26 protein-coding genes are annotated in these 25,530 nt (G+C 54.5%); 7 read left to right on the forward strand and 19 right to left on the reverse strand.

Annotation, left to right across the window (positions count from 1 at the left end):
• The 9 genes from ugpE to EHV07_RS21735 all read right to left on the reverse strand — a co-directional run bounded on the left by ugpE (nt 1) and on the right by EHV07_RS21735 (nt 8,721).
• On the reverse strand, nt 1-846 hold the full coding sequence (gene ugpE / locus EHV07_RS21695; RefSeq protein ID WP_147200170.1) for a sn-glycerol-3-phosphate ABC transporter permease UgpE: 846 nt from the start codon (nt 844-846) through the stop codon (nt 1-3).
• Nucleotides 843-1,730, reverse strand: coding sequence for a sn-glycerol-3-phosphate ABC transporter permease UgpA (gene ugpA, locus EHV07_RS21700; RefSeq protein ID WP_147200171.1), 888 nt, complete (start codon nt 1,728-1,730; stop codon nt 843-845). Before ugpA ends, ugpE begins: the two co-directional genes overlap by 4 nt.
• A gap of 238 nt (nt 1,731-1,968) precedes the next feature.
• Entirely contained in the window at nt 1,969-3,285 is a 1,317-nt protein-coding gene (gene ugpB / locus EHV07_RS21705; RefSeq protein ID WP_147200172.1) for a sn-glycerol-3-phosphate ABC transporter substrate-binding protein UgpB, read from the reverse strand.
• Nucleotides 3,286-3,485: 200 nt separating this feature from the next.
• On the reverse strand, nt 3,486-4,196 hold the full coding sequence (livF, locus tag EHV07_RS21710; protein ID WP_168199658.1) for a high-affinity branched-chain amino acid ABC transporter ATP-binding protein LivF: 711 nt from the start codon (nt 4,194-4,196) through the stop codon (nt 3,486-3,488).
• Between the two features lies 1 nt (nt 4,197).
• Complete coding sequence (gene livG, locus EHV07_RS21715) at nt 4,198-4,962, reverse strand: high-affinity branched-chain amino acid ABC transporter ATP-binding protein LivG (RefSeq protein WP_147200173.1); 765 nt, start codon at nt 4,960-4,962, stop codon at nt 4,198-4,200.
• Entirely contained in the window at nt 4,959-6,233 is a 1,275-nt protein-coding gene (locus tag EHV07_RS21720; protein WP_147200174.1) for a high-affinity branched-chain amino acid ABC transporter permease LivM, read from the reverse strand. The genes livG and EHV07_RS21720 overlap by 4 nt, the downstream gene beginning before the upstream one ends.
• Nucleotides 6,230-7,156: a high-affinity branched-chain amino acid ABC transporter permease LivH gene (livH, locus tag EHV07_RS21725; RefSeq protein ID WP_147200175.1), complete on the reverse strand. Its 927-nt coding sequence runs from the start codon at nt 7,154-7,156 to the stop codon at nt 6,230-6,232. The genes EHV07_RS21720 and livH overlap by 4 nt, the downstream gene beginning before the upstream one ends.
• 191 nt (nt 7,157-7,347) lie before the next feature.
• Nucleotides 7,348-8,463: a branched-chain amino acid ABC transporter substrate-binding protein gene (locus EHV07_RS21730; RefSeq protein ID WP_147200176.1), complete on the reverse strand. Its 1,116-nt coding sequence runs from the start codon at nt 8,461-8,463 to the stop codon at nt 7,348-7,350.
• Between the two features lie 60 nt (nt 8,464-8,523).
• Complete coding sequence (locus EHV07_RS21735; RefSeq protein ID WP_147200177.1) at nt 8,524-8,721, reverse strand: hypothetical protein; 198 nt, start codon at nt 8,719-8,721, stop codon at nt 8,524-8,526.
• Between the two features lie 126 nt (nt 8,722-8,847).
• On the opposite strand from EHV07_RS21735, the gene panM reads away from it, so the two are divergent.
• Nucleotides 8,848-9,243: an aspartate 1-decarboxylase autocleavage activator PanM gene (gene panM / locus EHV07_RS21740; protein WP_147200178.1), complete on the forward strand. Its 396-nt coding sequence runs from the start codon at nt 8,848-8,850 to the stop codon at nt 9,241-9,243.
• A 212-nt stretch (nt 9,244-9,455) separates the two neighbouring features.
• Here panM and rpoH read toward each other — a convergent pair whose 3' ends face one another.
• From rpoH to ftsY, 4 genes are all read right to left on the reverse strand, one after another.
• Complete coding sequence (rpoH, locus tag EHV07_RS21745; RefSeq protein ID WP_147200179.1) at nt 9,456-10,310, reverse strand: RNA polymerase sigma factor RpoH; 855 nt, start codon at nt 10,308-10,310, stop codon at nt 9,456-9,458.
• Between the two features lie 251 nt (nt 10,311-10,561).
• Nucleotides 10,562-11,548 carry a permease-like cell division protein FtsX gene (gene ftsX / locus EHV07_RS21750; RefSeq protein WP_147200180.1) on the reverse strand — a complete coding sequence of 329 codons (987 nt, stop codon included), beginning with the start codon at nt 11,546-11,548 and terminating at the stop codon, nt 10,562-10,564.
• Nucleotides 11,538-12,206: a cell division ATP-binding protein FtsE gene (gene ftsE, locus EHV07_RS21755; RefSeq protein WP_147200181.1), complete on the reverse strand. Its 669-nt coding sequence runs from the start codon at nt 12,204-12,206 to the stop codon at nt 11,538-11,540. Before ftsE ends, ftsX begins: the two co-directional genes overlap by 11 nt.
• Before the next feature lie 5 nt (nt 12,207-12,211).
• Complete coding sequence (ftsY, locus tag EHV07_RS21760) at nt 12,212-13,783, reverse strand: signal recognition particle-docking protein FtsY (RefSeq protein ID WP_147200182.1); 1,572 nt, start codon at nt 13,781-13,783, stop codon at nt 12,212-12,214.
• A 164-nt stretch (nt 13,784-13,947) separates the two neighbouring features.
• On the opposite strand from ftsY, the gene rsmD reads away from it, so the two are divergent.
• Both rsmD and EHV07_RS21770 read left to right on the forward strand, forming a co-directional pair.
• Nucleotides 13,948-14,553 carry a 16S rRNA (guanine(966)-N(2))-methyltransferase gene (gene rsmD / locus EHV07_RS21765; protein WP_147200183.1) on the forward strand — a complete coding sequence of 202 codons (606 nt, stop codon included), beginning with the start codon at nt 13,948-13,950 and terminating at the stop codon, nt 14,551-14,553.
• Nucleotides 14,543-14,812 carry a DUF1145 family protein gene (locus EHV07_RS21770; protein ID WP_147200184.1) on the forward strand — a complete coding sequence of 90 codons (270 nt, stop codon included), beginning with the start codon at nt 14,543-14,545 and terminating at the stop codon, nt 14,810-14,812. Before rsmD ends, EHV07_RS21770 begins: the two co-directional genes overlap by 11 nt.
• Before the next feature lie 86 nt (nt 14,813-14,898).
• Here EHV07_RS21770 and EHV07_RS21775 read toward each other — a convergent pair whose 3' ends face one another.
• The gene (locus tag EHV07_RS21775; protein ID WP_147200185.1) at nt 14,899-15,252 is read right to left on the reverse strand and encodes a DUF2500 domain-containing protein; all 354 of its coding nucleotides are present in this window, start codon (nt 15,250-15,252) and stop codon (nt 14,899-14,901) included.
• Between the two features lie 148 nt (nt 15,253-15,400).
• Between EHV07_RS21775 and EHV07_RS21780 the strand changes: the two genes are divergently transcribed.
• Complete coding sequence (locus tag EHV07_RS21780; protein WP_147200186.1) at nt 15,401-16,027, forward strand: lysoplasmalogenase; 627 nt, start codon at nt 15,401-15,403, stop codon at nt 16,025-16,027.
• 89 nt (nt 16,028-16,116) lie between these two features.
• A complete protein-coding gene (locus EHV07_RS21785; protein WP_147200187.1) occupies nt 16,117-18,390 on the forward strand; it encodes a zinc/cadmium/mercury/lead-transporting ATPase in 2,274 nt (757 codons plus the stop codon).
• A gap of 38 nt (nt 18,391-18,428) precedes the next feature.
• On the opposite strand, the gene tusA is transcribed toward EHV07_RS21785, so the two are convergent.
• A complete protein-coding gene (tusA, locus tag EHV07_RS21790) occupies nt 18,429-18,674 on the reverse strand; it encodes a sulfurtransferase TusA (RefSeq protein ID WP_147200188.1) in 246 nt (81 codons plus the stop codon).
• Nucleotides 18,675-18,868: 194 nt separating this feature from the next.
• Here tusA and EHV07_RS21795 point away from each other — a divergent pair, with 194 nt between their 5' ends.
• Nucleotides 18,869-19,534 carry a 7-cyano-7-deazaguanine/7-aminomethyl-7-deazaguanine transporter gene (locus EHV07_RS21795; RefSeq protein ID WP_147200696.1) on the forward strand — a complete coding sequence of 222 codons (666 nt, stop codon included), beginning with the start codon at nt 18,869-18,871 and terminating at the stop codon, nt 19,532-19,534.
• 95 nt (nt 19,535-19,629) lie between these two features.
• Nucleotides 19,630-20,187, forward strand: a complete 558-nt coding sequence (locus tag EHV07_RS21800; RefSeq protein ID WP_147200697.1) for a DcrB family lipoprotein — start codon at nt 19,630-19,632, stop codon at nt 20,185-20,187.
• A gap of 116 nt (nt 20,188-20,303) precedes the next feature.
• Here EHV07_RS21800 and iolE read toward each other — a convergent pair whose 3' ends face one another.
• The 4 genes from iolE to iolD form a co-directional block, all read right to left on the reverse strand.
• A complete protein-coding gene (iolE, locus tag EHV07_RS21805; RefSeq protein ID WP_147200189.1) occupies nt 20,304-21,200 on the reverse strand; it encodes a myo-inosose-2 dehydratase in 897 nt (298 codons plus the stop codon).
• Between the two features lie 43 nt (nt 21,201-21,243).
• Nucleotides 21,244-22,128: a sugar phosphate isomerase/epimerase family protein gene (locus EHV07_RS21810; protein ID WP_147200190.1), complete on the reverse strand. Its 885-nt coding sequence runs from the start codon at nt 22,126-22,128 to the stop codon at nt 21,244-21,246.
• Between the two features lie 60 nt (nt 22,129-22,188).
• Nucleotides 22,189-23,202 carry a Gfo/Idh/MocA family protein gene (locus EHV07_RS21815; RefSeq protein WP_147200191.1) on the reverse strand — a complete coding sequence of 338 codons (1,014 nt, stop codon included), beginning with the start codon at nt 23,200-23,202 and terminating at the stop codon, nt 22,189-22,191.
• 84 nt (nt 23,203-23,286) lie between these two features.
• Nucleotides 23,287-25,227, reverse strand: coding sequence for a 3D-(3,5/4)-trihydroxycyclohexane-1,2-dione acylhydrolase (decyclizing) (gene iolD, locus EHV07_RS21820; protein WP_147200192.1), 1,941 nt, complete (start codon nt 25,225-25,227; stop codon nt 23,287-23,289).
• Between the last annotated feature and the right edge of the window lie 303 nt (nt 25,228-25,530).

Below are 25,530 nucleotides of genomic sequence, written 5' to 3' on the forward strand. Positions count from 1 at the left end.
TTATTTCTCGCTCTCTACCAGCCCGCGAACAAAGGCGCGCTGCATAATTAAAACGATGGCCACCGGCGGCAGCATGGTCAGCAGCATGGCCGTCATAACCAGATTCCACTGCGTGGAGCCGTCACCGTTGCCAATCATGCTGCGAATGCCTGCCACAGCGGTGCCCAGCCCGGTATCGTTGATGATTAACAGCGGCCATAAATACTGATTCCAGCCGTAGATAAAGGTGATCACAAACAGCGCGGCCAGATTGGTTTTCGACAGCGGCAGCACGATATCCCGAAAGAAACGCACCGGCCCGGCGCCATCGATACGTGCCGCTTCGATCAGCTCATCGGGTAGCGTCATAAAAAACTGGCGAAACAGGAAGGTGGCGGTGGCGGAAGCCATCAGCGGCAGCGTCAGGCCACTGTAGCTGTCGGTCATATTCAGCGTGGAAATCACCTCAACGGTTGGGAAAATACGCACTTCAACCGGCAGCATCAGGGTGATAAAAATCAGCCAGAAGCAGAGTCCGCGCAGCGGAAAACGAAACCACACCAGCGCGAAAGCCGACAGGATCGACACCGAGATTTTTCCAACCGTAATGCTCAGCGCCATGATCAAACTGTTCAGCAGCATCACGCCAAAAGGTGCGCTGTTCTGCGCCACCCCGTGTTGCCAGATGGTAGCAATATTGTCCCACAGTGAATGGCCGGGGATCAGCGTCATGGGAGCCTGAAACACTTCACTGTTATTCAGCGTGGCGGCCACAAAAGCGACATAAAGCGGAAACAGTACCGTCAAAATGCCTAAACCCAGCATGATATGACTGAAAATATCCAGCCCGCGTCGGTTCTCGATCATTGGTAGCGCACCCTTTTTTCGACGTAGCGAAACTGAATCACCGTCAGGATAATGACCAGCACCATCAGCACCACTGACTGTGCCGAGGAAGACGAGAGATCCAGACCGGCAAAGCCTTCACGGTAAATTTTATAAATTAGCGTGGTGGTGGATTGCACCGGCCCGCCGCCCGTTGCCGCATCGATAACCGGGAAGGTATCGAAGAAGGCATATACCAGGTTAACAACCATAAGGAAGAAGCCGACGGGGGTAATCAGCGGCAGCGACAGCTGGAAAAAACGTCGCACCGGACCTGCGCCGTCGATTGCGGCGGCTTCGGTCAGCGATTTAGGAATCGATTGCAGTGCGGCGAAGAAAAACAAAAAGTTATAGCTCATCTGTTGCCAAATGGACGCGATGACTACCAGCACCATCGCCTGGCCGCTGTTTTGCGCATGGTTCCAGCTGTAGCCGATCCAGCCAAGGAAATGGGTAATCAAACCCAGGCCGGGACTAAACAAAAACATCCACAGTACGGCAGCCACCGCGGGTGCTACGGCATAAGGCAGTAAAAACAGCGTTTGGTAAAAGCGCTTCAGCCGCAGCACATAATCGACCAGCGCGGCAAAAAAAAGCGAGACCACCAGGCCGATTACCGTGACCAGCCCGCTAAAAATTAGCGTGGTCCAGAAGGAATCAAGATAATACTCATCACCCACCAGCCGCCTGAAGTTTTCCAGCCCGACAAAGGTGCTGGAGAGGCCGAAGGGATCGACGCTCTGCACCGAGTACCACAAGGCTTCGCCTGCTGGCCAGAGGAAAAAGACCGCGGTAATCAGCAATTGCGGCAGTAGCAGTACATAAGGCAGCCAACGCGAGCGGAAAACGGGACGTGAAGAAGACATAAAATCGCTTTGAACCTGCAAAAAGTTTGAGGGGGTGAAAAGCGGGACAGTAACAACGGCCCCGCCTGACGGCTCTCTTTCAGACTGCTGACAAAACCGAAGCGAAGGGAGCATACGCCCGGCACAAAGCAGTACGGGCCATGGTCGGCCCATGCTGAGCTGCCCTGGACGGCGCTTTTTGCATTTTTGCGGAGCGTGCAGGCTCCCTGAGCCTGCACGTTGTCAACAATCTCCTCATTTACTGCTTCGCCGTCTGCTCAAAGCGACGCAGCAATACATTGCCTCGCGTTACGGCACTGTCCAGCGCCGCCTGCGGCGTTTTTTTACCGGTCCAGACGCCTTCCAGCTCTTCATCGATGATGGTGCGGATCTGCGGCATATTGCCCAGCCGCATGCCTTTGGTGAACGGCAACGGCGGTTTGTTTAGCATCTGGCGGGTTGCCGTATCAGCCCCCGGATTTTTATCGTAAAAGCCCTGCTGGCGGGTCAGCTCATAAGCGGCGGTAGTAATCGGCAGATAGCCCGTTTTTTGGTGCCACTCGGCGGCAATTTCAGGTTGGGCGAGGAACTGCATAAACTCCGCCACGCCTTTATGAATCGCCGCATCTTTGCCCTTCATTACCCACAGGCTTGCGCCACCGATCATGGCGTTTTGCGGCGCGTTCGGCACGCTGGCGTCATAAGGCATCATGCCTACGCCATAGTTAAATTTGGCATAGTGACGAATATCGGCCAGCGAGCCAGAAGAAGCGGTCGTGATACCACAGTCCCCGTTGTAGAACTTGGCTGTAGATTCATCTTTGCGGCCAAAGTAGGTGAAATCGCCTTTCTGGTTCATCTGTTGCAGCATCTGAATGTGCGCAACCTGAGTGGGTTTATTGAATTCCAGCGCCGCATCGGTGCCGTCAAAGCCATTGTTTTTGGTCGCGACGGGCAGAGCGTGCCAGGCGCTGAAGTTTTCAATCTGGATCCAGCCCTGCCAGCCGCTGGCATAGCCACATTTCATGCCCGCTTTACGCAGCGCCGCCGCGTCTTTTTCCAGCTGCTGCCAGGTTTTTGGCGGCTCCTCCGGGTTCAGACCGGCTTTTTTAAAGGCGTCTTTGTTGTAATAAAGCACCGGCGTGGAGCTGTTGAAAGGCTGAGAGATCAGGTGGCCGGTTTTGGAGTCGCTGTAGTAGCCGGAAACCGTGGGAACAAATTGTTTTTCATCAAAAGCTATGCCCGCCGTTTTAAACACGTCATACACCGGCACAATCGCTTTTGAAGCCATCATGGTTGCCGTTCCCACTTCATAAACCTGAAGAATGGCTGGCGCTTTGCCGGAACGCACGGCTGCAATCCCCGCCGCCAGGCTCTGCTCGTAGTTACCTTTATAGGTCGGTACGATTTTGTAATCCGGATGCGATTCGTTAAAGCGCTGGGCCAGAGAATTCACCTCAACGCCCAGCTCGCCCTCCATGGAGTGCCAGAACGGAATATCGGTCGCCGCCAGCGCATGGCCGCTGAAAGCCAGTCCCAGTACGACTGCGGTGTGACGAAGTGAGAACGATGACATATCGGTTTCCTGTGCCTGGTGTAATTCGCGTAAAAACGCGCAAGGTTGTCCGGCAAGAAACATGACATGTAAAAATGACGGAAATATAACGGTTAGAAGACGGTATGATGACAGGCGGGTGACAAGCGGGTTTTATGATGAATTTTTACTGGCTGGCAAGCTGTCCGGGGCCATGACAAACCGGCCCCGGACACGAAAACTTATCCTCCCAGATAGGCGCTTCGTACCGCTTCGTTCGCCAACAGCGCTTCGCCGGTATCCTCTAACACCACGTGACCGTTTTCCAACACGTAGCCACGATCGGCCAGTTTCAGTGCCTGGTTCGCGTTCTGCTCCACGAGGAATATGGTCATCCCTTCCTGACGCAGCTGTTCGATTGTGTCAAAGATCTGCTGAATGATAATTGGCGCGAGGCCGAGCGAAGGTTCATCCAGCAGCAACAGGCGCGGCTGGCTCATCAGCGCACGGCCTATCGCCAGCATCTGTTGTTCCCCGCCAGACATTGTCCCGGCACGCTGAACACGGCGCTCATAGAGACGCGGGAAAAGCGCGTACACCCGCTTGATGCGCGTTTGAAACTGCTGGCGATCGGCAAAAAAGCCGCCCATTGCCAGATTCTCATCCACCGTCATGCGCGAGAATACGCGTCGCCCTTCCGGCACAATGGCGATGGCTTCACGCATAATGCGCGCGGTTTGCCAGTCGGTAATGATTTTGCCATCAAACGAAATGGTTCCCTGAGTGGCGCGGGGTTCACCACACAGCGTGCCCAAAATAGTGGTTTTACCGGCACCGTTCGCGCCAATCAGCGTCACAATCTCGCCCTGATTGATGTGCAGGCTAACGTTGTGTAGCGCCTGAATCTTGCCGTAATGCGCGCTGACGTTTTGCAGAGAAAGCATCGGGTTCATCTTAGGCTTCTCCTAAATAAGCGCGGATCACGTCCGGGTTATTACGGATCTCTTCCGGCGTCCCGCTGGCCAGCGGCGTGCCCTGGTTAACCACGTAAATACGGTCAGAAATACCCATTACCAGTTTCATATCATGCTCAATCAGCAGTACCGAGACCTTGTGCTGGCCTCGTAGCTCGGCGATCAGCTCGTCAAGCTCCTGCGTTTCTTTTGGGTTAAGCCCGGCGGCAGGTTCATCGAGCATCAGGATTTCTGGCCTTGTCACCATACAGCGGGCAATTTCAAGCCGCCGCTGCTGACCGTAGGCCAGGTTGCCCGCCTGCCGGTTGGCCATTTCAAGCAGGCCAACGCGCTCCAGCCAGCCCGCGGCCCGGTCCAGCGCTTCGCTTTCCGCTTTACGGAAGCCCGGCGTCTTTAACAGACCGGCAAACACGCCGCTTTTCAGATGCTGATGCTGCGCCACCAGCAGGTTTTCAATCACCGTCATCTCACGGAACAGACGAACGTGCTGGAAGGTCCGCACAATGCCCATTCGCGCAATCTTCTGACCTGGCAAACCGGCAAGCTGCCGATCCCGCAGCTGGATGCTGCCGCCGGTCGGACGGTAAAAGCCGGTCAGGCAGTTAAACACCGTGGTTTTTCCGGCACCGTTAGGACCAATCAGTGAAACGATCTCCTGCTCATGCAGTTCGAGCGCCACGTTGTTTACGGCAAGCAGCCCGCCAAAGCGCATCATCAGGCCGTTTACGGCGAGTAAAGGCGTCATGACTGCTCTCCTTTTGGCACGCTTTTCAACTTCAAATGCGGACGCTTCATCGGCAGCAGTCCCTGAGGCCGCCAGATCATCATCAGCACCATCAATCCTCCCAGCACCAGCATGCTGTACTCATTCAGGTCACGCATCAGCTCGCGTGAAACAACCAACAATACGGCGGCGAGGATGACCGCAAACTGCGATCCCATGCCGCCCAGCACCACGATTGCCAGCACAAAGGCAGACTCCGCAAAGGTAAAGGATTCCGGACTGACAAACCCCTGGCGTGCGGCAAACAGGCTACCGGCAAAGCCCGCAAAGGCGGCGCTAATGGTGAAAGCCGTCAGCTTAATACGTCTTGGGCTGAGGCCGAGCGAACGGCAGGCGATTTCATCTTCACGAAGCGCTTCCCACGCACGGCCCAGCGGCATACGCAGCAAACGATTAATCACAAACAGCGTAATCACCACCAGCAGCAGCGCCACCATGTAGAGGAAGATAATACGATCGCTGGGATCGTATTTCAGACCAAAGAAGTGGCTGAAGGTATCCCAGCCCCCCTCCCGCACGCTGCGGTTAAACTCCAACCCGAACAGCGAGGGTTTCGGGATCTGACTGATCCCGTTCGGTCCGCCGGTGATGGCCGTGTTGTTTAGCAGCAAAATACGGACGATTTCGCCAAAGCCCAGCGTGACGATCGCCAGATAATCACCGCGCAGGCGCAGTACCGGGAAGCCCAGCAGCAGGCCAAACATCGCCGCCACGATACCTGCCAGCGGCAAACATTCCCAAAAGCCCAGACCGAAGTAGTGATTCAGCAGCGCAAAGGTATAGGCGCCGATGGCGTAAAAGCCGCCGTAGCCCAGTACCAGCAAGCCAGAAAGCCCAACGACCACGTTCAGTCCGAGGCCGAGCATGACGTAAATCAGCGTCAGCGTGGCAATATCTACCGTGCCGCGTGACACCAAAAATGGCCAGACGGCGGCGGCGACAATCAGCAACAGCAGAAAGAGTTTTTGCTTTGGCGTGGAGCCATCAATGCCCGGCAGGATCAGCGCAGGGCCGGAGATCTTTTTCAGGCCGCGCTGGAAAAGCGGGCGTAATAGCTGGAAGAAAAATACCACGACGCAGCCTGCGGCGATCCAATTCCAGCGGACGCTACCGGCGTTGTTAACCACCAGATGCGTACCGTCCAGATTCAGCCGCATGCCCATAAAGAAAGCCGCCAGCACCACTAACATCAGCGCGGAGACCAGCGCGTTAACCAGGTTGAGATGTTTCATACTTTCTCAACCTCCGGACGCCCCAGGATGCCGGTTGGCATGACTAACAGCACGACAATCAGCAGCGCAAACGAGACCACATCTTTGTATTCCGTGCTCAGATATGCCGACGTCAATGCCTCGGCAATACCCAGGATCAGGCCGCCCAGCATCGCACCAGGAATGCTGCCGATACCGCCAAGTACCGCCGCGGTAAAGGCTTTCATCCCGGCCATAAAGCCAATGTAGGGATTGATTACGCCGTAGAATTGTCCCAGCAGCACGCCTGCAACCGCTGCCATTGCCGCGCCGATCACAAAGGTCAGCGAGATAACGCGATCGGTATTAATACCCAGCAGGCTGGCCATTTTCAGGTCTTCAGCACAGGCACGGCAGGCGCGCCCCATGCGGGAATAGCGAATAAACAGCGTCAGTGCCAGCATCGACAGGAAGGTCACCCCCCAGATAACAACTTGCATCGTCGAAATCGTGGCGGCAAAGCCGTTGCTGACGCCCAGCGTCCACTGGCCTGAAATCAGGCCCGGTAAAGCTAAATCACGCGAACCCTGCGTCAGACTGACGTAGTTTTGCAGGAAGATGGACATGCCGATGGCGGAAATCAGTGCAATCAGGCGCTTGGAAGAACGCACCGGACGATAGGCCACGCGTTCGATACTCCAGCCATAGGCGCTGGCGATCACGATGGCAACAATAAAGCCGGCGGCTATCAGCATCCAGCCAACGTCAATGCCCATCATCATCAGCGCGGCGATGACGATAAACGAGACGTAGCTGCCAATCATATAAACCTCGCCGTGGGCGAAGTTGATCATGCCGATAATGCCGTAGACCATGGTGTAACCAATGGCGATCAGCGCGTAGGTGCTGCCCAACGTCACGCCGTTGAACATTTGTTGCAGAAAATAGAGAAACTGCTCTGACATAACGGGATACCTTACCCTTTTCCGCCCTGGCGGAAAAACTTAGCAATATCAACACGGGCGGAATAAATTCCGTCATGGTGGCCGGTGTCAGCGAACCGGGCAGAATGCATTTCGCCCGGCACGCACTTTCACTGGTCCGGGCCGTATCCATCCGGCCCGCGAAGATTAAGCGGAACAAACCTGCAAAATGATTATTTTACCGCGGTGGACGATCCGTCGGCATGCCAGGTGAAGATGCCAAACTCAAACCCTTTCAGATCGCCTTTGGCATCCCAGCTCAAATCGCCCATCACCGTTGGCACCGGCGCGCCTTCTTTCAGGTTTTTGACAATCTCTTCCGGCTCTGCGCTTTTACTGCGCTCCATACCGAGGGTCAAAGATTGCAACGCAGCATAGGTGGTCCAGACAAAAGGCCCGGTCGGATCGAGTTTTTTCGCCTTCAACGCATCAACAATCGGTTTGTTGGCCGGCACCTGATCGTAGCGCTTCGGCAGCGTCACCAGCATGCCTTCTGAAGCCGCACCGGCAATGTTAGACAGCGATGAGTTGCCTACGCCTTCTGGCCCCATAAAGCCAGTTTTCAGGCCTGCTGCACGAGACTGGCGCAGGATCTGCCCCATTTCCGGGTAGTAACCGCCAAAATAGACGAAATCGACGTTCTCTTTCTTCAGGCGGGCCACCAGCGTGGAGAAATCTTTATCACCTGCGGTGACGCCCTCAAACAGCACAACGTTGCCACCCGATTTTTTCAGGCTGTCCTGCACGGAACGCGCCAGACCTTCGCCGTACTGTTGCTTGTCATGGATGACCGCAATACGCTGAGGTTTGATGTTGCTAAGAATATATTTTGCGGCGGTCGGCCCCTGATCGGAGTCCAGGCCGGTGGTACGCATGATCATCTTGTAACCACGCGTGGTCAGATCGGCATTGGTCGCCGCTGGGGTGATCATCAGTACGCCTTCGTCTTCATAAATATCTGAAGCGGGCTGGGTTGAGGAGGAGCAGAGGTGGCCAATCACATAGCGGATGCCATCATTAATGACTTTGTTCGCTACCGCCACGGCCTGTTTAGGATCGCAGGCATCATCGTATTCGACGCCAACCAGCTTATCGCCATTGATGCCGCCTTTGGCATTGATATCGGCGATCGCCTGTTTTGCGCCGGTGAATTCCATATCGCCATATTGCGCAACCGGGCCGGACATCGCACCGACGATGGCAATCTTGATCTCTTTCGCCAGGGCGGCATGGCTCAACGCTAATGCCACGCAGCCTGCCAGGAAAGCGCTACCTTTACTCATTTTCATCCGTACTACCCCATCAGTTGTGTTTGCGTTTTTATACTGTGCTCCCCGGATAAAACCTATTCAGAATAATGGGTTAGCGGGTACCACAGCCTTTTTTAGTAATAAGGCTTTATTTTTCATGCCATTAAACAGGAATTTTCTTCTGTAAATCAACTGACACATTGTGATATCACCGCCCGAATCAGGATAAACAACTGGCATTAATGGTGTCTTTTTCACCGCTTCGCCAGCGGGATCTGCTGCCTTTTTGCACTCCATTCAGTGTTTATCTTTAACTTTAATCGTCGATTGGGCAGATTGCTTCGTTTTCGAACAAAAAAGTTCTGCGGCCGTTTCTGGGTAATTTCGCTACAATATGCCTTTCGCATCAGTCCGGTAGCCTTTATGAAACTCACCATCCTACGATTGCAGCACCTCACCGCTCAGGATCGCCTCGATCTGGCAAAAATCTGGCCCGATGCCGATATAACGGCTTTGGAAAAGAGTCTGGATGAGCATCACCAGCTGTATGCAGCGAAATTCAATGACCGCCTGCTGGCCGCGGTAAAGGTTCATCTGCATGGCACGCAGGGGCAGCTGGAAGCGTTTATGGTGCGGGAAGTGACAAGACGCCGTGGCGTGGGAAGTTATTTACTGGAAGAAGTGCTGACGCAAAACGCGGCAATTACGCACTGGTGGATGGCGGATAGCGGCGATAAAGATCCTCAGGCGCTGGCGATTTTTATGCAAAAACACCGTTTTATTGCTCAACCTGGCGGTTGGGCTTACCAACAGCCATAACGAGCTGGCGGGCTGCCCGCGACGGCAAGGAAAACAGATTAACTGAGCTGGCGGGTTGTCAGCGATTGCGTGGAAGACAGAGCATTGGGGCGATTGAGCGGCAACGGTTGCGAGAAAGCCAGAACCTCGGCGCGATTGGGCGTGCAACGTTTGCCCGGTTTCAGAAACAGAAAAGGCGACCCGAGGTCGCCTTTTCTTATGACTGCTGTGATTTACGCTTCAATCGCCACACGCAGTTTTTTCATCGCATTTTTTTCTAACTGACGTACACGCTCTGCGGAAACGCCGTACTTATCGGCCAGTTCCTGCAAGGTGGTTTTATTGTCATCGTCCAACCAGCGGGCACGAATAATGTCCTGGCTACGCTCATCAAGGCCCTGCATCGCATCGCTAAGCTTATCAGCAGCGTGAGCATCCCAGTTGTCCTCTTCAATGCCACCCGCAAAGTCAGAAGACTTATCCTGCAGATAGAGCATCGGTGCCATTGAGCGACCTTCGCCTTCGTCATCAGGCGTTGGGTCAAAGGTCATATCCTGAGCCGCCATACGCGACTCCATCTCCAGCACGTCCTTACTGGAAACGCCCAGCTCGCGGGCAACCATTTCAACTTCATCCTGATTAAACCAGCCTAAACGCTGCTTGGCTTTACGCAGGTTAAAGAACAGTTTGCGCTGAGCTTTGGTTGTAGCAACCTTCACGATACGCCAGTTACGCAGCACGTATTCGTGAATTTCGGCTTTGATCCAGTGCACGGCGAAAGAGACCAGACGCACACCCACTTCTGGATTGAAGCGGCGCACGGCTTTCATCAGGCCGATATTCCCTTCCTGGATCAGGTCTGCCTGCGGCAGTCCGTAGCCCGAATAGTTACGAGCGACATGAACAACAAAGCGCAGGTGAGACAGGATCAGCGTCTTAGCTGCTTCCAGATCGCCCTGGTAATGCAGCCGTTCAGCCAGCGCTTTTTCCTCTTCTGCCGTCAGCATAGGCCAGGCGTTAGCCGCCCGGATATAGGAATCCAGGTTGCCTAAAGGAGCAATAGCTAAAGTTTGCATTTCTTTGGTCATTCAAACCCTCTCTGTGTTAAGCAATGTTGCTGCGCATTTCCCTGCGCGATTCACAAGACTACGTGAAAGGCAACGAGAAAGGAAAGCAATCTGTGCTACTTCGACTGCAAAGTTATCCACAAGTTCAGTATCAGCGGTGTGTATTATACACACAGCTTTCGGGCAGGGGAAGTTGGGCCGGGAGGGAATATCCTCTGCGGCACAACGCTCGTGCAACAGAGGAATATTATATCAAAAATAGTGAGAAGAGGTTACTGCGGCGTAAAACGACGTAAATGTTGGACCGTCGCCAGCCAGGCGGCAACCCAGCCAATCATGGCCGAGATCAGCAGCAGCAGCAGGCTTTCATCCCATGCAAGGCCGCGCAGGCTAAACGTGGTGCCAAATACCGCAGCCACCTGTGTCACCACGGATTCCAGACGGAATACCAGCACCTCGGAAAGCAGCAGCGACAGCAGCGCGCCGGTAAAACCAAGCAGTGCACCACCGTACAGGAAAGGCCGCAGGATGAAACCATCCGTCGCGCCAATCAGCTTCTGCACGTTGATGGTATCGCGACGGGCAAAGATGCTTAGCCGCACGCTGTTACCAATCACCAGGAACACCGCAACAATCATCAGAATCCCGATCATTGTCGCCACCTGACCGACCAGACCCGCCAGCGCCGCGAGGCGGGCAAACCAGCTGTCATCCATTTTCACTTCATCAATGCCCTGCACCTTCGCCACGCGATCGCGCAGGCTGCTCATCGTATCTGAGCTTTGGAAATTCAGTTTCGGGGTGATGATTGCCACAGCGGGTAAGGGATTCTGCTCAAGCATATCCATCGCGCCGCCAAAACCAGACCAGTTACGGAACTCGCCCAGCGCCTCTTCGCGTGACAGGTAATTGACCTTTTCCACGCCATCTTCCTGCTTCAGCTGTGCCACCACATTTTCTGCGGCGGTGTCATCCAGCGTTTTGCTCAGATAGACCGTCAGCTGCGGCGCGGGATACCACTGTTCCGCAGCATGACTGACGTTTTTCCAAACCATAAAGCAGACGCTGGGCAGCGTCAGAGAGATGGCGATTACCATCACCGTCAGCAGCGTTGCCAGCGGTTGCCGCCACATATCAGAAAGCGTGCCGCGCAGCGCATAACGCCACTGTTCCTGCCAGCCTCCACGCAGCGCTTTGCTTTTAGAAGGCTGCTTCTGCTTTGCCGCTTTGGTCGGCCGCGTATTACGTTTATTCGCCACCCAGGCCTCCGTGCAAACGCCCCTGATTCAACGTCATCAGGCGGTAATTACGTCGAGAGATCAACGCACGATCGTGCGTCGCCATCAGAACGGTTACGCCAACCCGGTTAAACTCTTCAAACAGCCGCAGGATATCTTCCGACAGCGCATCATCCAGGTTGCCGGTAGGCTCATCCGCCAGCAGAACCGCAGGTTTGTTGACCACCGCACGAGCGATGCCAACGCGCTGCTGCTCACCGCCAGACAGCTGGATAGGATAGCTTTTCGCTTTATCGAGCAGCCCAACTTTATCCAGCGCCGCTGAAACGCGACGGCGGATATCTTCGCCGCTGGCACCCGCAATAATCAGCGGGATCGCCACGTTGTCGTAGACTGAGCGATCCATCAGCAGATGGTGGTCCTGGAAAATCATGCCGATCTGCCGACGCAGGAAAGGCACTTCCCGGCTTTTCAGACGGCTGATGTCGTGCCCGCCGAACCAGATATGTCCGGCACTCGGGCGTTCAATGCCACAAATCAGCTTCAGCAAGGTACTTTTCCCTGCTCCGGAATGGCCGGTCAGGAACGCCATTTCACCCGGTTGCAGATGAAAATCTACCCCCTGCAGCGCTTGCCGACCGCCGAGATAAGCCTTACTGACTTCTTCAAAGCGAATCATCCAAATTAGTCCTCTCGGGCAAATAGTGCCTCAATAAAATCGTCAGCCTTGAATTGACGTAAATCTTCAATTCCTTCGCCTACGCCGATGTAACGGATAGGAATACCGAACCGATCGGCGACGGAGAAGATAACGCCGCCCTTAGCCGTACCGTCCAGCTTGGTTAGCGTAATTCCTGTCAGGCCAACGGCCTCGTGGAACAGATGAGTCTGGCTGATGGCATTCTGTCCGGTGCTGGCATCGATAGTCAGCATCACTTCATGCGGTGCCTGGTCGTCGAGCTTTTTCATCACGCGGGTGATTTTTTTCAGCTCTTCCATCAGATGCGATTTATTCTGCAAACGACCAGCCGTATCGGCAATCAGCACGTCAACGTTGCGCGCTTTGGCAGCTTGAATCGCATCAAAAATTACCGAGGCGGAATCCGCACCGGTATGCTGAGCAATCACCGGGATGTTGTTGCGCTCGCCCCAAACCTGAAGCTGTTCGACCGCCGCGGCACGGAACGTGTCGCCCGCCGCCAGCATCACCGATTTGCCCTCGGCCTGATACTGACGAGCCAGCTTACCGATAGTGGTGGTTTTGCCTACGCCGTTGACGCCTACCATCAGGATGACGAACGGCGTTTTGCCGGTGACGTCCAGCGGCTCGTCAACGTTGGCCAGAATCTCTGACATTTCCTGCTTCAACAGGCCGTACAACGCCTCGGCGTCGCGAAGCTGTTTGCGGCTCGCCTGCGCGGTCAGGTTATTGATAATGCGACGGGTTGTTTCCACACCGACGTCCGCTATCAGCAGCTGCTCTTCCAGCTCTTCAAACAGCTCGTCGTCAATTTTCTTACCGCGGAACAGGCCGATAAATCCTGAACCTAAATTCTGACGGGTTTTGACCAGGCTGCGCTTCAGGCGAGCGAAGAAACCTTCTTTCGTTGGACGCTCCTGCTCGGCCTGCGCTGAGGCATTCGCCTGATCGACCTTCACCAGCGCAGCGGCAACAGACTCTTCTTCTTCGATCTGTTCAGCTTCGCTGGCATCCGCTGCGAGCGCCAGGGCTTCCAGTTCTTCCGGCAGGATTTCTTCCGGCAGCAGTTCTTCTTCCGGCTCCGGCTTCACTTCTGCCACGTCTTCCGGCAGCAGTTCTTCTTTCGGCTCCGGCTTCACTTCTGCCACCTCTTCCGGCAGCAGCTCTTCTTCCGGCTCCGGCTTCACTTCTGCCACTTCTTCCGGCAGCAGCTCTTCTTCCGGTTCCGGCTTCACTTCTGCCACCTCTTCCGGCAGCAGCTCTTCTTCCGGCGCTGGCGTAAATGCAGCATTATCCTGCGGTAAATCCACTGTTTCAGCAGGACGCACGACGTCCGGCTCGGCAACGTGATGTTGCACGGCCTGTTCACGGGCAACCGCTTCAGTTACCTCAACGATCTCTTTTGCCGCAGGCGTTTCTGGCTCAGCGGGCGTGGCGGCATCCGATTCAGCAGCACTTTGCTGTTCCTGTAACGGTTCGGCCTCTTCCTGAGGCGTTTTTTCTTCACGCCCTAATCCCAGCCAGGAAAAAAAGCCACGTTTTTTATTTTTTGCCATGGTGCAACCACACTCCTCGCGGGGAAAAACCTGTCAGGTCTCTGAAAATCATCTTAATCCCCTAGTCTAACACTTTCCTGCTAACGCAACACAGCACCCTTTTTACGTTTCCTCGGCCCGGATCGCGCGTTAAACTGTGCAACAAATTGTGAAGAGTAAGCTGCATGAATAAAAAACCCCGCAGCGGCGGCGCTGGACAAATCCGCATTATTGGCGGCCAGTGGCGCGGCAGAAAACTTCCGGTGCCAGACAGCACCGGGCTTCGTCCTACAACCGATCGCGTACGTGAAACACTGTTTAACTGGCTGGCACCTGATATTCAGGGCGCGCGATGTCTGGACTGCTTTGCCGGCAGCGGTGCGTTAGGCCTGGAAGCCCTTTCACGACACGCGGGTTCCGCCACGCTGCTTGAGCTGGAACGGCCCGTTGCGCAACAGTTGGAAAAAAACCTGGCGACGCTCGGTGCGAAATCTGGCCGGGTGGTGAATACCAACACCTTGCAATTCCTGGCCCAGGCCGGCGCGCCGCACGACCTGGTCTTTATCGATCCGCCGTTTCGCAAAGGCCTGCTGGAGCAAACGCTGACGCTGTTGGAAACGCAGGGCTGGCTGGCCGATGAGGCGCTGATTTACGTGGAAAGCGAGGTCGAAAACGGTCTGCCGCCCGTGCCGGTTAGCTGGCAGCTGCATCGGGAAAAAATTGCCGGTCAGGTCGCTTATCGTCTTTATAATCGTCATGCCGCTGATAAGAGAGAAAACGATGCTGATTAATCTGGGAAGATTATTGATGGTAGGCGTCTGGGCCTTTTTACTGCTCAACGTCGTGCATCCATTCCCTGCGCCACTGAAATATTTTGTGAACGTTGCCCTGTTCTTTATGGTGATTATGCACGGATTGCAGCTGGTGCTGATGCGCGCCACGCAGCCAAAAGGCGCCGCGAAACTGAGCGCGCTGATGCAAACCAAAATTTTCTTTTTTGGCGTGTTTGAGCTGCTGGCCTGGCAAAAGAAGAACTTTCCAAAACAGTAAGCTGAAAGCAGGCGCATCAGCGCTGCCAGCCTGATACTAAAGCCAGCCGAAAAAGCGTAGCCACTGGCCGCCCTTTTTCGGCGAGCTTATAACGTTTGGAAAGAGATAAACCGCGTTCCCTGAAGCTTCAGTTTGCCCTTCTCGCCCTGCTCTATTTGCTGATAATCCTGCGCTTTTAACACCAGTTTGAAATCGCCCGCGCCATTGAGAGGATGAAACCAGGCTTCATATTTCATCTCTTCTACCGGGATTGTTTCGCGCTGGCGTGAACGCCGGTTAGAAGCCGGAGACGCCCGTTTGGCTTTGACCTGTACGGGCAGGCAGCGTACCGGCGAGGCATCGTTCACGGCCACCTCCTGACGCTGCTTAATAAACTGGCGTGTGGCTAAAACGGCGATAATCGCCAGCGTGATAAAAAAGATCAGTGGTGGCTTCATGATTTGCTGCTCCCTTTGCTCCGGACAAGGCTATTCATTTCTACGACCGAAAAGAATACAACCAGAGCCGTCCCATTGTCACATCGCAAAGTCCTGACCTAGACTAGATTCAGAATTGTGGAATTTTGCATCTAAAACAAAGGGACACATTATGCTTTGGTCATTTCTGGCAGTATTTTTCTCCGGCTGGCTGTACGTTGACGCTTCCTATCGGGGTCCGCAGTGGCAGCGCTGGGTGTTTAAACCCGTTACCCTGCTGTTATTACTGGCGTGGGCGTGGCAGGCACCGGTATTGCAAACCACGGACTACCTGATCCTGTTTGGCTTACTTGCCACGCTTATTGGCGATGCGCTGACGTTATTGCCTAACCGGCGCATGCTCTACGCTATTGGTGCCTTTTTCCTTTCGCACCTGCTCTATACTATTTGCTTCGCCAGCCACATGACGCTGACATTCTTCTGGCCAATCCCATTGGTCGTACTGGTGATTGGGGTCGCGCTCATCGCTACGATCTGGTCAAAGCTGGACGATCTGCGCTGGCCAATCTGCACATTTATCGGCATGACGCTGCTGATGGTATGGCTGACGACCGAACAATATTTCTTCCGCCCAACCGATTACGGTTTTTCGCTGATGGTCGGCACCTCGTTGCTGCTGCTGGCAAATATCGTCTGGTTCGTCAGTCACTATCGCCGTCGCTTTACGTCTGACAGCGCCATCGTGGCGGCCTGCTACTTTGCCGGGCACTTTATGATTGTTCGTTCGCTCTACCTTTAACCTCATAACAGCCTTGACTCTGGAGTCCACTCCAGAGTGTAAGATGGCAGCGACGGGAGCCTTTCCCGTCGTTCTCATCTGGAGGCGTCATGCATCAGCACTCATCTTCATGCACCTGTGGCCATCGCCACGCCATCGGTCAGCACGGCTGTAGCAGCTCGTCACGTCCGGTTATTGGCAAAATTACCTCTCTCCATGTTCAGCCTGCTCAAACGGAGGCGAGCTGCTGTGGCGAAGCGGGATGCAGTTCCGGCGGCTCTCCCGATGAGGAAAGCGACAGAGCCGCCACCGCAGCGGACTGGAGCTGGCTGATAAGCGGAATGGATTGCCCGGCCTGCGCCCGGAAAATAGAAAATGCCGTCAATCAGATTGACGCAGTTACCCGTGCTCGCGTGATGTTTGCTACGGAAAAGCTGGTAGTGAATACTCACCAGGACGTTCGCGAGCGCGTGGAACAAGCGGTGCGAAAAGCGGGCTTTACCCTCAAACGCAGTGACCACATGCAGCCCGCCGAGAACGCGCCTGGCTTCCTGAAGCAAAACGGCACTCTGCTGCTTCTGTGCGCCCTGATGCTGATAAGCTGGGGGCTGGAGTCCGTCAGCCATCCCGCCGGACAGGCCGCCTTTGTCCTTACCACATTAGTGGGATGCTGGCCGATTGCCCGCACCGCACTGCGCCTGCTGCGTAGCGGAACGCCTTTTGCGATTGAAACGCTGATGACCGTGGCCGCCATCGGCGCGTTATTTATCGGTGCGACGGCTGAAGCCGCCATGGTACTGCTGCTGTTTATGCTGGGTGAGCGGCTGGAATCCTATGCCGCCGGGCGCGCGCGACGCGGTGTCACGGCGCTGATGGCGTTAAAACCGGAAGAGGCGCTGCGCATTGAAAACGATAAACGCCAGACGGTGCCGCTGAGCGCGCTGCGACCCGGTGATATTATTGAGGTCGCGCCCGGCGCCCGATTGCCAGCCGATGCGCGTCTGGTTTCCCCTTTTGCCAGCTTCGATGAAAGCGCGCTGACCGGCGAGTCGGTTCCTGTCGAGCATCAGCAGGGAGAGGTTATCGCTGCGGGCAGCCTCAGTGTCGATCGTCAGGTGAGGCTGTCGGTCGTCTCAGAACCTGGTGCCAGTGCGATCGACCGTATTCTGCATTTAATTGAAGAAGCTGACAGCCACCGCGCGCCTGTAGAACGTTTTCTCGATCGCTTCAGCCGTATCTATACGCCGCTGATTATGGCGTTCGCGCTATTGGTGGCCGTTGTTCCACCGTTGGTTACAGGCGACTGGCAAACCTGGATTTATAAAGGCCTTACGCTGCTGCTGATTGGCTGCCCGTGCGCACTGGTGATTTCCACGCCTGCGGCCATTACCTCTGGCCTGGCGGCGGCCAGTCGGCACGGCGTATTGATTAAAGGAGGAGCGGCGCTGGAAAGCCTGAATGCAGTCCGTACCTTTGCTTTTGATAAAACCGGCACGCTGACGGAAGGCAAACCGCAGGTAACGGCTATTGTCGCGCTGACTGCCGAAAGCGAAGGAGATCTGCTGGCAAAAGCCGCTGCTGTTGAGAGCGGTTCTTCTCATCCGCTGGCCCGGGCCATTGTCGCACTGGCGGAAAAACGGCAGCTGAGCATCCCGCCAGCCGCCGATCAACAAGCGTTGGCAGGAAGCGGCGTGACGGCAACGGTTGGTGATCACTCACTCCTTCTTTCTTCCCCAGGCAGGCTGGATAGCAATCTGATTCACTTACACCAGGAGCAGATTGCAGAGCTTGAATCCGCAGGTAATACGGTGGTGGTGATGTTACAGGATGAGCAACCCGTTGCGCTGTTCGCATTGCGCGATACGCTTCGTGCGGATGCGGCTTCTGCCTTACGTGAACTTCAGGCGCTGAATATCCGCACGGTGATGCTGACCGGTGATAATCCCAGGGCTGCCGCCGCGATTGCCGCCGAACTGGCCATTGATTACCGGGCAGGTCTGTTACCGGCTGACAAGGTGGCAGCCATCAGCGAAATGAATCGGCAGCAACCTGTCGCGATGGTCGGCGACGGCATTAATGACGCACCGGCAATGAAGACAGCGACAGTGGGCATTGCTATGGGTAGCGGCAGCGATGTGGCGCTTGAAACGGCCGATGCCGCGCTAACGCATAACCGGTTGCAAGGTCTGGCAACCATGATTCGGCTGGCACGTGCCACCCACGCCAATATTCGCCAAAACATTGCTCTGGCGTTGGGGTTAAAAGGTCTGTTTCTGATTACTACCCTCGCTGGCATTACCGGCTTATGGCTGGCGGTACTTGCGGATTCGGGGGCCACGGCGTTAGTAACCGCTAACGCATTGCGGCTGTTGAGCAAGCGCTGAAACAAAAAGAGATGCGCTGGCACCAACAGCCAGTGCGCCTAAAGACCTTTTTTCAGCAGGTAGCGATAAGGTAACTCTGTGGTCGCCTGCGCCACCAGCGTATGTTCCATAAAACGGCAAAAGCCGGGAATATCGCGGGTGGTCGCCGGATCATCAGCGATGATCAGCAACGTTTCGCCTTCCTGCATATGGCGTACGGCTTTACGTACCATCATCACCGGCTCGGGACAACGCAGGCCAAGCGCATCAAGGGTTTGATCGGGATTAGCGAACGGCTCGCTCATAGGACTCTCATTCTGACGGGAAAACTACTGCCATTTTACCCGTAGCGTTAGTATGTGCAAGCAACCTGCCGGTATCGTTTGCGCTAAAATTAACCATTGCAATAGCAGATTGATTCGGTAAGATGCCGCGCAATCGCTCTGGCGAGATCTCTTTTTTTGGGTTCCCTCACCCCAATATTCAAAAAGGTAAGATGATGATTTTATTCTCTTCACGTCAACGCACGCATGCGTTGATCTGGCTGTCGCTCTTTCATTTGCTGGTCATTACCTCCAGTAATTATCTGGTGCAGCTACCGATCTCTGTTTTTGGCCTGCATACCACCTGGGGCGCGTTTAGCTTTCCCTTTATTTTCCTGGCAACCGATTTAACCGTACGGATTTTTGGCGCGCCGCTGGCCCGTCGCATCATCCTTGCGGTGATGATCCCCGCCCTGTTTATCTCCTATGGCGTTTCTGCGCTGTTTTATCAGGGGGAATGGCAAGGGTTTGCCGCGCTGGAAAAAGTTAACCTGTTTGTCGCCCGTATCGCCTGCGCCAGCTTTATGGCTTACGCGCTTGGGCAGATTCTGGATGTGCAGGTCTTTAATCGCCTGCGCAAGCTGCCGCAGTGGTGGATAGCGCCGGCTTCCGCTATGTTTCTCGGTAATATCAGCGATACGCTGGCGTTCTTCTTTATCGCTTTCTATAAGAGCCCCGATGCGTTTATGGCGCAAAACTGGGTCGAGATCGCGATGGTCGACTACAGCTTTAAAGTGCTTATCTGCATGGTTTTCTTCCTGCCCGCCTATGGCGTGCTGTTAAACGCCACGCTCAAACGCTTAACGGAAAAATCCTCTGGCGCTCAGGTTAACTTCGGCTAAGCTGCATTCTGTCACAGAGTGTCGGTTGCTTTTGCCAACTGATTACTATTGTATGAGTGGCTGAACAGAGCACACTTAACGTAAAAGGGATCATGATGCGTAACTTACTGAAATATGCCGGCATTGGCTTACTGGTGGTCGGTCTGACCGCCTGCGACGGCAAAGATGAAAAAGCCGCAGCCGATGATAACGGCGTCAGCAGCAGTCAAAGCAGCCAGACCGTTACCCTGCTGGATGGCAAACTCAGCTTCTCGCTGCCAGCGGGCATGTCCGATCAGAGCGGCAAGCTGGGTACTCAGGCTAATAATATGCACGTCTACGCCGACGCGTCGGGTCAGAAAGCGATTATTGTCATTGAAGGCGACGCAACCACTGAAGGCCTGGATGTAATGGCTAAACGCCTGGAAGCTCAGCAGCGTAATCGCGATCCACAGTTGCAGGTTGTCACCAATAAATCGATTGAACTGAAAGGCCAGCAGGCGCAGCAGCTGGATACTGTAATTTCAGCGAAGAGCCAGTCTTCATGGTCATCCGTGGTACTGGCGAAAGTCGATGGCAAACTGCTGACGCTGCAAATCACGCTGCCAGCCGATAATCAGCAGCAGTCGCAGACTGAGGCAGAGAACATCATCAATACTATCGTTCTGAAATAACGGCTGGCTGACTCAGAAATCCTGGTTCAGAAGCGATAGCAAAAAGCCCCTGCGCTTGATTAAGCCAGGGGCTTTTTATTTTCAGCTGTTCGCCGGTTGCTACAGGGTATGGGTCGTTACAGACCCGCGTGCTCACGAATATATTTTCTGGCCTTCACTGCGTATTCAAAAGGGTTCGCCAGCGCCGGATCCTGCTCGGCTTCCACCACCATCCAGCCTTTGTAGCCTGATTCGTCGAGGATTTTGAATACTGGCGCAAAATCAATAACGCCATCTCCGGGTACGGTAAAGGTGCCTTTTTTCACGCCGTCGAGAAAAGAGAGCTTCTGGCTTTTTACCTGCGCCACGATGTCATCGCGTACATCTTTCAGATGCACGTGGTTAATACGTGGCAGATATTTTTCCAGAATGGCCAGCATCTGTGCTTCGCTGCCTTCGGAATAGTAGGCGTGGCCGGTATCGAACAGCAGATAAACATTGTCATTGGTCAGTGACATAAAGCGGTCAATCTCTTCAGCTGTCTGAATGCCAGTGCCCATATGGTGATGCAAACAAACCTGCATGCCTTTTTCTGCGGCAAGCACGGCCAGTTCGTTATAGCCTTCTGCCGTCAGCCGCCACTCATCATCGGTGAAATGGGGTTTTTCCTCCAGCACCGCCAGCGCAGTTCCCTGAATGCTTTTGCTCTGCTCAGAACAGCCTATGACCTTCGCTCCCATCGCATGCAGAAAATCACGATGATTGATAAATTCATCAATGGTTTTTGCTTTGTCGCCGTTGGCAAAAAAAGTACTGAACCAGGCGTTGCAGATTTGAATCCCCCGAATTTCCAGCATTGGCTTTAATACTGCTGGATCGCGCGGATATTTACTGCCAACCTCACTGCCGGTGAAACCTGCCAGCGCCATTTCACTGACAATCTGCTGGAAGGTATTTTCTGAGCCCAGTTCGGGCATATCATCGTTGGTCCAGCCGATCGGCGCGATGGCCAGCTTAACGTTATCTTTATTCATGGTGTTGCCTCAGAGGTCGATAAGGCGGCAAGGCCGCCCGACATTAGCGGTTCAGCAGCTCGCGCTCAATCAGTTCCCGCGTTTCCACTGCCTGATATTTCATTTTTTCCGGATAACCAAACAGCGAAGAGGCGATAATCGACTCACCACCTACTTTCCAGGTACGGTTGGCAAAATCCATCTCACGCAGTGTCTGGAACAACGTATCGAAATCCACTTCGCCCTCGCCTACGCCAACGTGCTGATGGATTGTGGCATCCACACCCGGTGGATTGACGATATAGCGACAATGCTTGGTATGGTTCATGGTATCGGCGACAAGTACGTGAGACAGATCGGCACCGGCATACTCCAGCATGCTTTTCACATCCCCTTTACCTTTGTCATAAAAGAAGGTGTGAGGGATGCTGTACAGATACTTCACGTTGTCGCTGCGAAAGGATTTCACCAGGTCGGCGGTTTCGTTGTTTTCTTCGCAAAAATCCCACGGATGTGACTGAATTTCGATGCGGATGCCTTCACGTTCAACGATGGGTAACAACTCTTCCATTGAGCGATAAAACATTTCTTCACAGATTTCAGGCTCGTTAGGCGTGCCGGACAGCTCGGTATTGATTACCTGCACACCAGTTTCTACCGCAATTTCTATCATGCGTTTCCAGTTGCGCACAGCGGCCTGACGCCGTGCTTCATCCGGGCCTGACCAGCGATACACCACGATAAAAGAGGAGATTTCCAGCCCGGTTTCACGCAGCGCGTTTTTATACTCGGTGATGATTTCCCGACTGGCCTTAGGATGCTTATAGAACGGATTGATCTGCGGATGCGGCGACTGTTCAATATATTTGTAGCCCCAGTCGGCAACCTGGTGGACCATTTTGGTGATCCCCAAATCTTTAATGACATCCACATCAAAGGCGATTTTCATCGATATCTCCCTGCTAGTCTGTTCGGTTCTCCTCCGGACATGCCGGAGGAAAGGTAAGCGCTATTTGTTATAAAACGCCGGGCGTGGTGGCAGCTCAACCGGCTCGATGGCTCCACTTTCCTGCGCTTTCAGACAGGCATCTGCAGCAACGGAAGCAGCATACCCATCCCAGGCGGAAGGCCCCTGCAGCTGACCTGCTGAGGCATCGTTGATGAATGCCTGCAGCTCAACGTCATAAGCATCAATAAAACGGTCTTTCCAGTCAGTCAAAATGGTGGTCGCCAGCTTCGCATCTTTACGCATTTGTACCGATGCCGGCTCCGGCAGCTTCGCAATGCCCGTTTCGCCTACCACTTCGCACTGAATGTCGTAGCCGTAAGCGCAGTTAACGAAAATTTCGACGTCGATACGGGTGCCTTTCTGCGTTTCAAAAAGAACAATTTGTGGGTCACGCAGCTTCGCATGGGAATTTTTGGTTGAGCGTGGGAACACCACCTGCACGCTTTTATAGTCATCTTCGGTCAGCCAGCGCAGCACATCCAGCTCGTGGATCAACGTGTTGGTGATCGCCATATCGGTGGTGTAGCTCTCCGGCACGGTTGGGTTACGGTGAGCGCAGTGCAGCATCAGCGGCTCGCCGATATCACCATTGGTAATAACCTGCTTGAGCGCGCGATAACCCGCATCGTAAGGACGCATAAAGCCCACCTGTACCAGCCGTTTGCCGTGAGCAATTTCCGCGTCAACGATGCGACGACACCCTTCGGCACTCAACGCCAGTGGCTTTTCACAGAACACCGGTTTGCCTGCGGCGATAGCAGCAAGCGTAAACTCTTCGTGCGTAGGATCCCATGAAGTAACAATCAGCGCATCTACGTCCGATGAGCGAATTACATCATGGCCATTCGCATAAACCTCAGCATCCAGCCCCAGCCGGCTGACGATGCCTTTGGCGCCTTCAATGTTGATATCGGAAACAGCGACAACCGTCGCCCCCTGCAATACCTTGCTGCAGCGACGAATATGTTCTTGTCCAATTGCACCGGTGCCGATAACGCCAAGTTTCAGTGTCATAACTACTCCGTTCAAATGTAGGGTGAGGGGCGTTCTCCGGGCTGAGAAACTCAGCCCGGCTCAGGTCAGATCTAAAAAGGATTATTAGTATTTTCGAGCCTGGTCGATATGCTCGTTCAGCATGCGCGCGACCGCATCAACACGTTCTGATTGCGAAACTTGCGCCCCGCCCACTCGCCACCAGCTGAAATATTTGTGCACCATGGTTTTTGGCAGCACTTTGATATCAATCAGCGTTGATACCGGCGACAGCTGCGCTTCGATCAGCGCCTGCTTCAGCCCTTCAAGCGTAGTGACTCGCCAGGTTTTACAGCCGTAACCCGCGGCAATGGCGGCAAAGTCTATTGGAATAAACCCGCCGTCCAGCTTGCCGCCCTCGGCATTGCGAAAGCGGAACTCGGTGGTAAAACTGTCCATGCCGTGTTCCATTTGCAGGTTATTGATGCAGCCGTTGGTCATATTGTCGAACAGCAGCACGTTGATCTTCGCTCTCTCCTGAATGGAGGTCACCAGTTCGGAATGCAGCATCATGAAAGAGCCATCCCCCACCAGCGTGTAAACCTCGCGGTGTGGCTCCGCCAGCTTAACGCCCAGTGAGGCATTCACTTCATAACCCATGCACGAATAGCCATATTCCACGTGATAGCTGTTGTAATCTTTATTGCGCCAGACGCGCTGGAGATCCCCGGGCAAACTACCTGCCGCCGCAACGATCACCGCGTCCTTTGGGAGGTTTTCATTTAGCGTACCCAGCACGCTGCTCTGCGTCAGGAACGAGTCGGTCAGGCGATTAAATTCGGCAAAGACCGCTTCACGATCCAGACGATCGTCAATTTCCGGGATAAAGCCGTCGTTGCTGTAAACCGCCTGATAAACGCGCTGCGTTTCTTTCAGCAGTTTGCTCTGTGCCTGGGCGACTTTTTCACCCCAGCCGCTAACGAAATCATGCACTGCCAGGCGGTTTTCGAGCGCGGTTAATGCCTCACGCGCATCGGCTACCACCTGCACGGCGTCCAGCTTGTAGGCATCAAAGTTACTGACATTGATATTCAGATAGCTGACGTCCGGATTGTGGAAAATCCATTTTGATGCCGTCGTAAAGTCGGTGTAACGGGTGCCAATGCCAATCACCAGATCGGCCTCTTTTGCCAGCAGGTTCGCCGCCAGGCAGCCCGTCTCACCCACGCCGCCTACGTTCAGAGGATGATCGGAGAGGATCGTGCCTTTACCGGCCTGAGTTTCGGCAAAAGGAATCTGGTAGCGTTCCGCAAATTTCAGTAGCGCATCGCCCGCGCCGGAGTATTTCACGCCGCCGCCGCAAACGATCAACGGCTTGCGCTTGCCTGCGATCAGTTTCAACGCTGCGTCCAGCTGGGCTTCCGTCGGCAGGCGACGATCCAGCAGATGGACACGCTTCTGGAAGAAATAGTCAGGGAAATCCCAGGCTTCACCCTGCACATCCTGCGGCAGAGAAAGGGTCACCGCGCCGGTTTCTGCCGGATCCGTCAGCACCCGCATCGCATTAATGCAGGCGGTCATCAGCTGTTCCGGCCGGTTAATCCGATCCCAGTATTTACTGACGGCACGAAAAGCATCGTTAGTGCTGATGCTGAGATCGTGGCTCTGCTCGATTTGCTGCAATACCGGATCCGGCTGCCGGGTAGCGAATACATCGCCAGGCAACAGTAATAACGGAATACGGTTGGCGGAGGCCGTGCCCGCAGCGGTAAGCATATTTGCCGCGCCTGGCCCAACGGAAGAGGTGCAGGCAATAATTTCACGGCGTAATTTTTGTTTGGCGTAGCCGATTGCCGCGTGCGCCATGCCCTGCTCGTTGCGGCCCTGATGCACCACTAAGTCGCCGCTATCCTGTTCCAGCGCCTGGCCCAGCCCCAGCACGTTGCCATGACCGAAAATGGCAAAAATTCCCTTTACGAATTTGGTTTCAACGCCATCTACCGACAGATACTGGTTATCCAGGAATCTGACCAGAGCCTGTGCTGTGGTTAATCTGATCTTACTCATTTGCTCTTCCTTCACGGTACGGCGGCAGGCCAGAGGCCGACCGCGGTTCGCCTGAGTAGTCGCCACTGCGGTGACAGGCGACGGCTGTAAGTGAAACGTGAGGCGATTATAAACAAATTTTTTTTTCACTAAACACCATTACAGAAGAAACGTTTCATTTTGCGAGAGAGATCAAAGAATGCGATGTAACGAGTGCTGAAGAGGCGATCTAACCGACACATTTGCCCTGTGGAGAGCATGTCACCTGGTAAATAAAAAAATCTCTCTTATATCAACAAGATGATTGGCATCTCATCGGCGCGA

The organism is Pantoea sp. CCBC3-3-1, assembly GCF_007981265.1.
GTDB lineage: Bacteria > Pseudomonadota > Gammaproteobacteria > Enterobacterales > Enterobacteriaceae > Erwinia.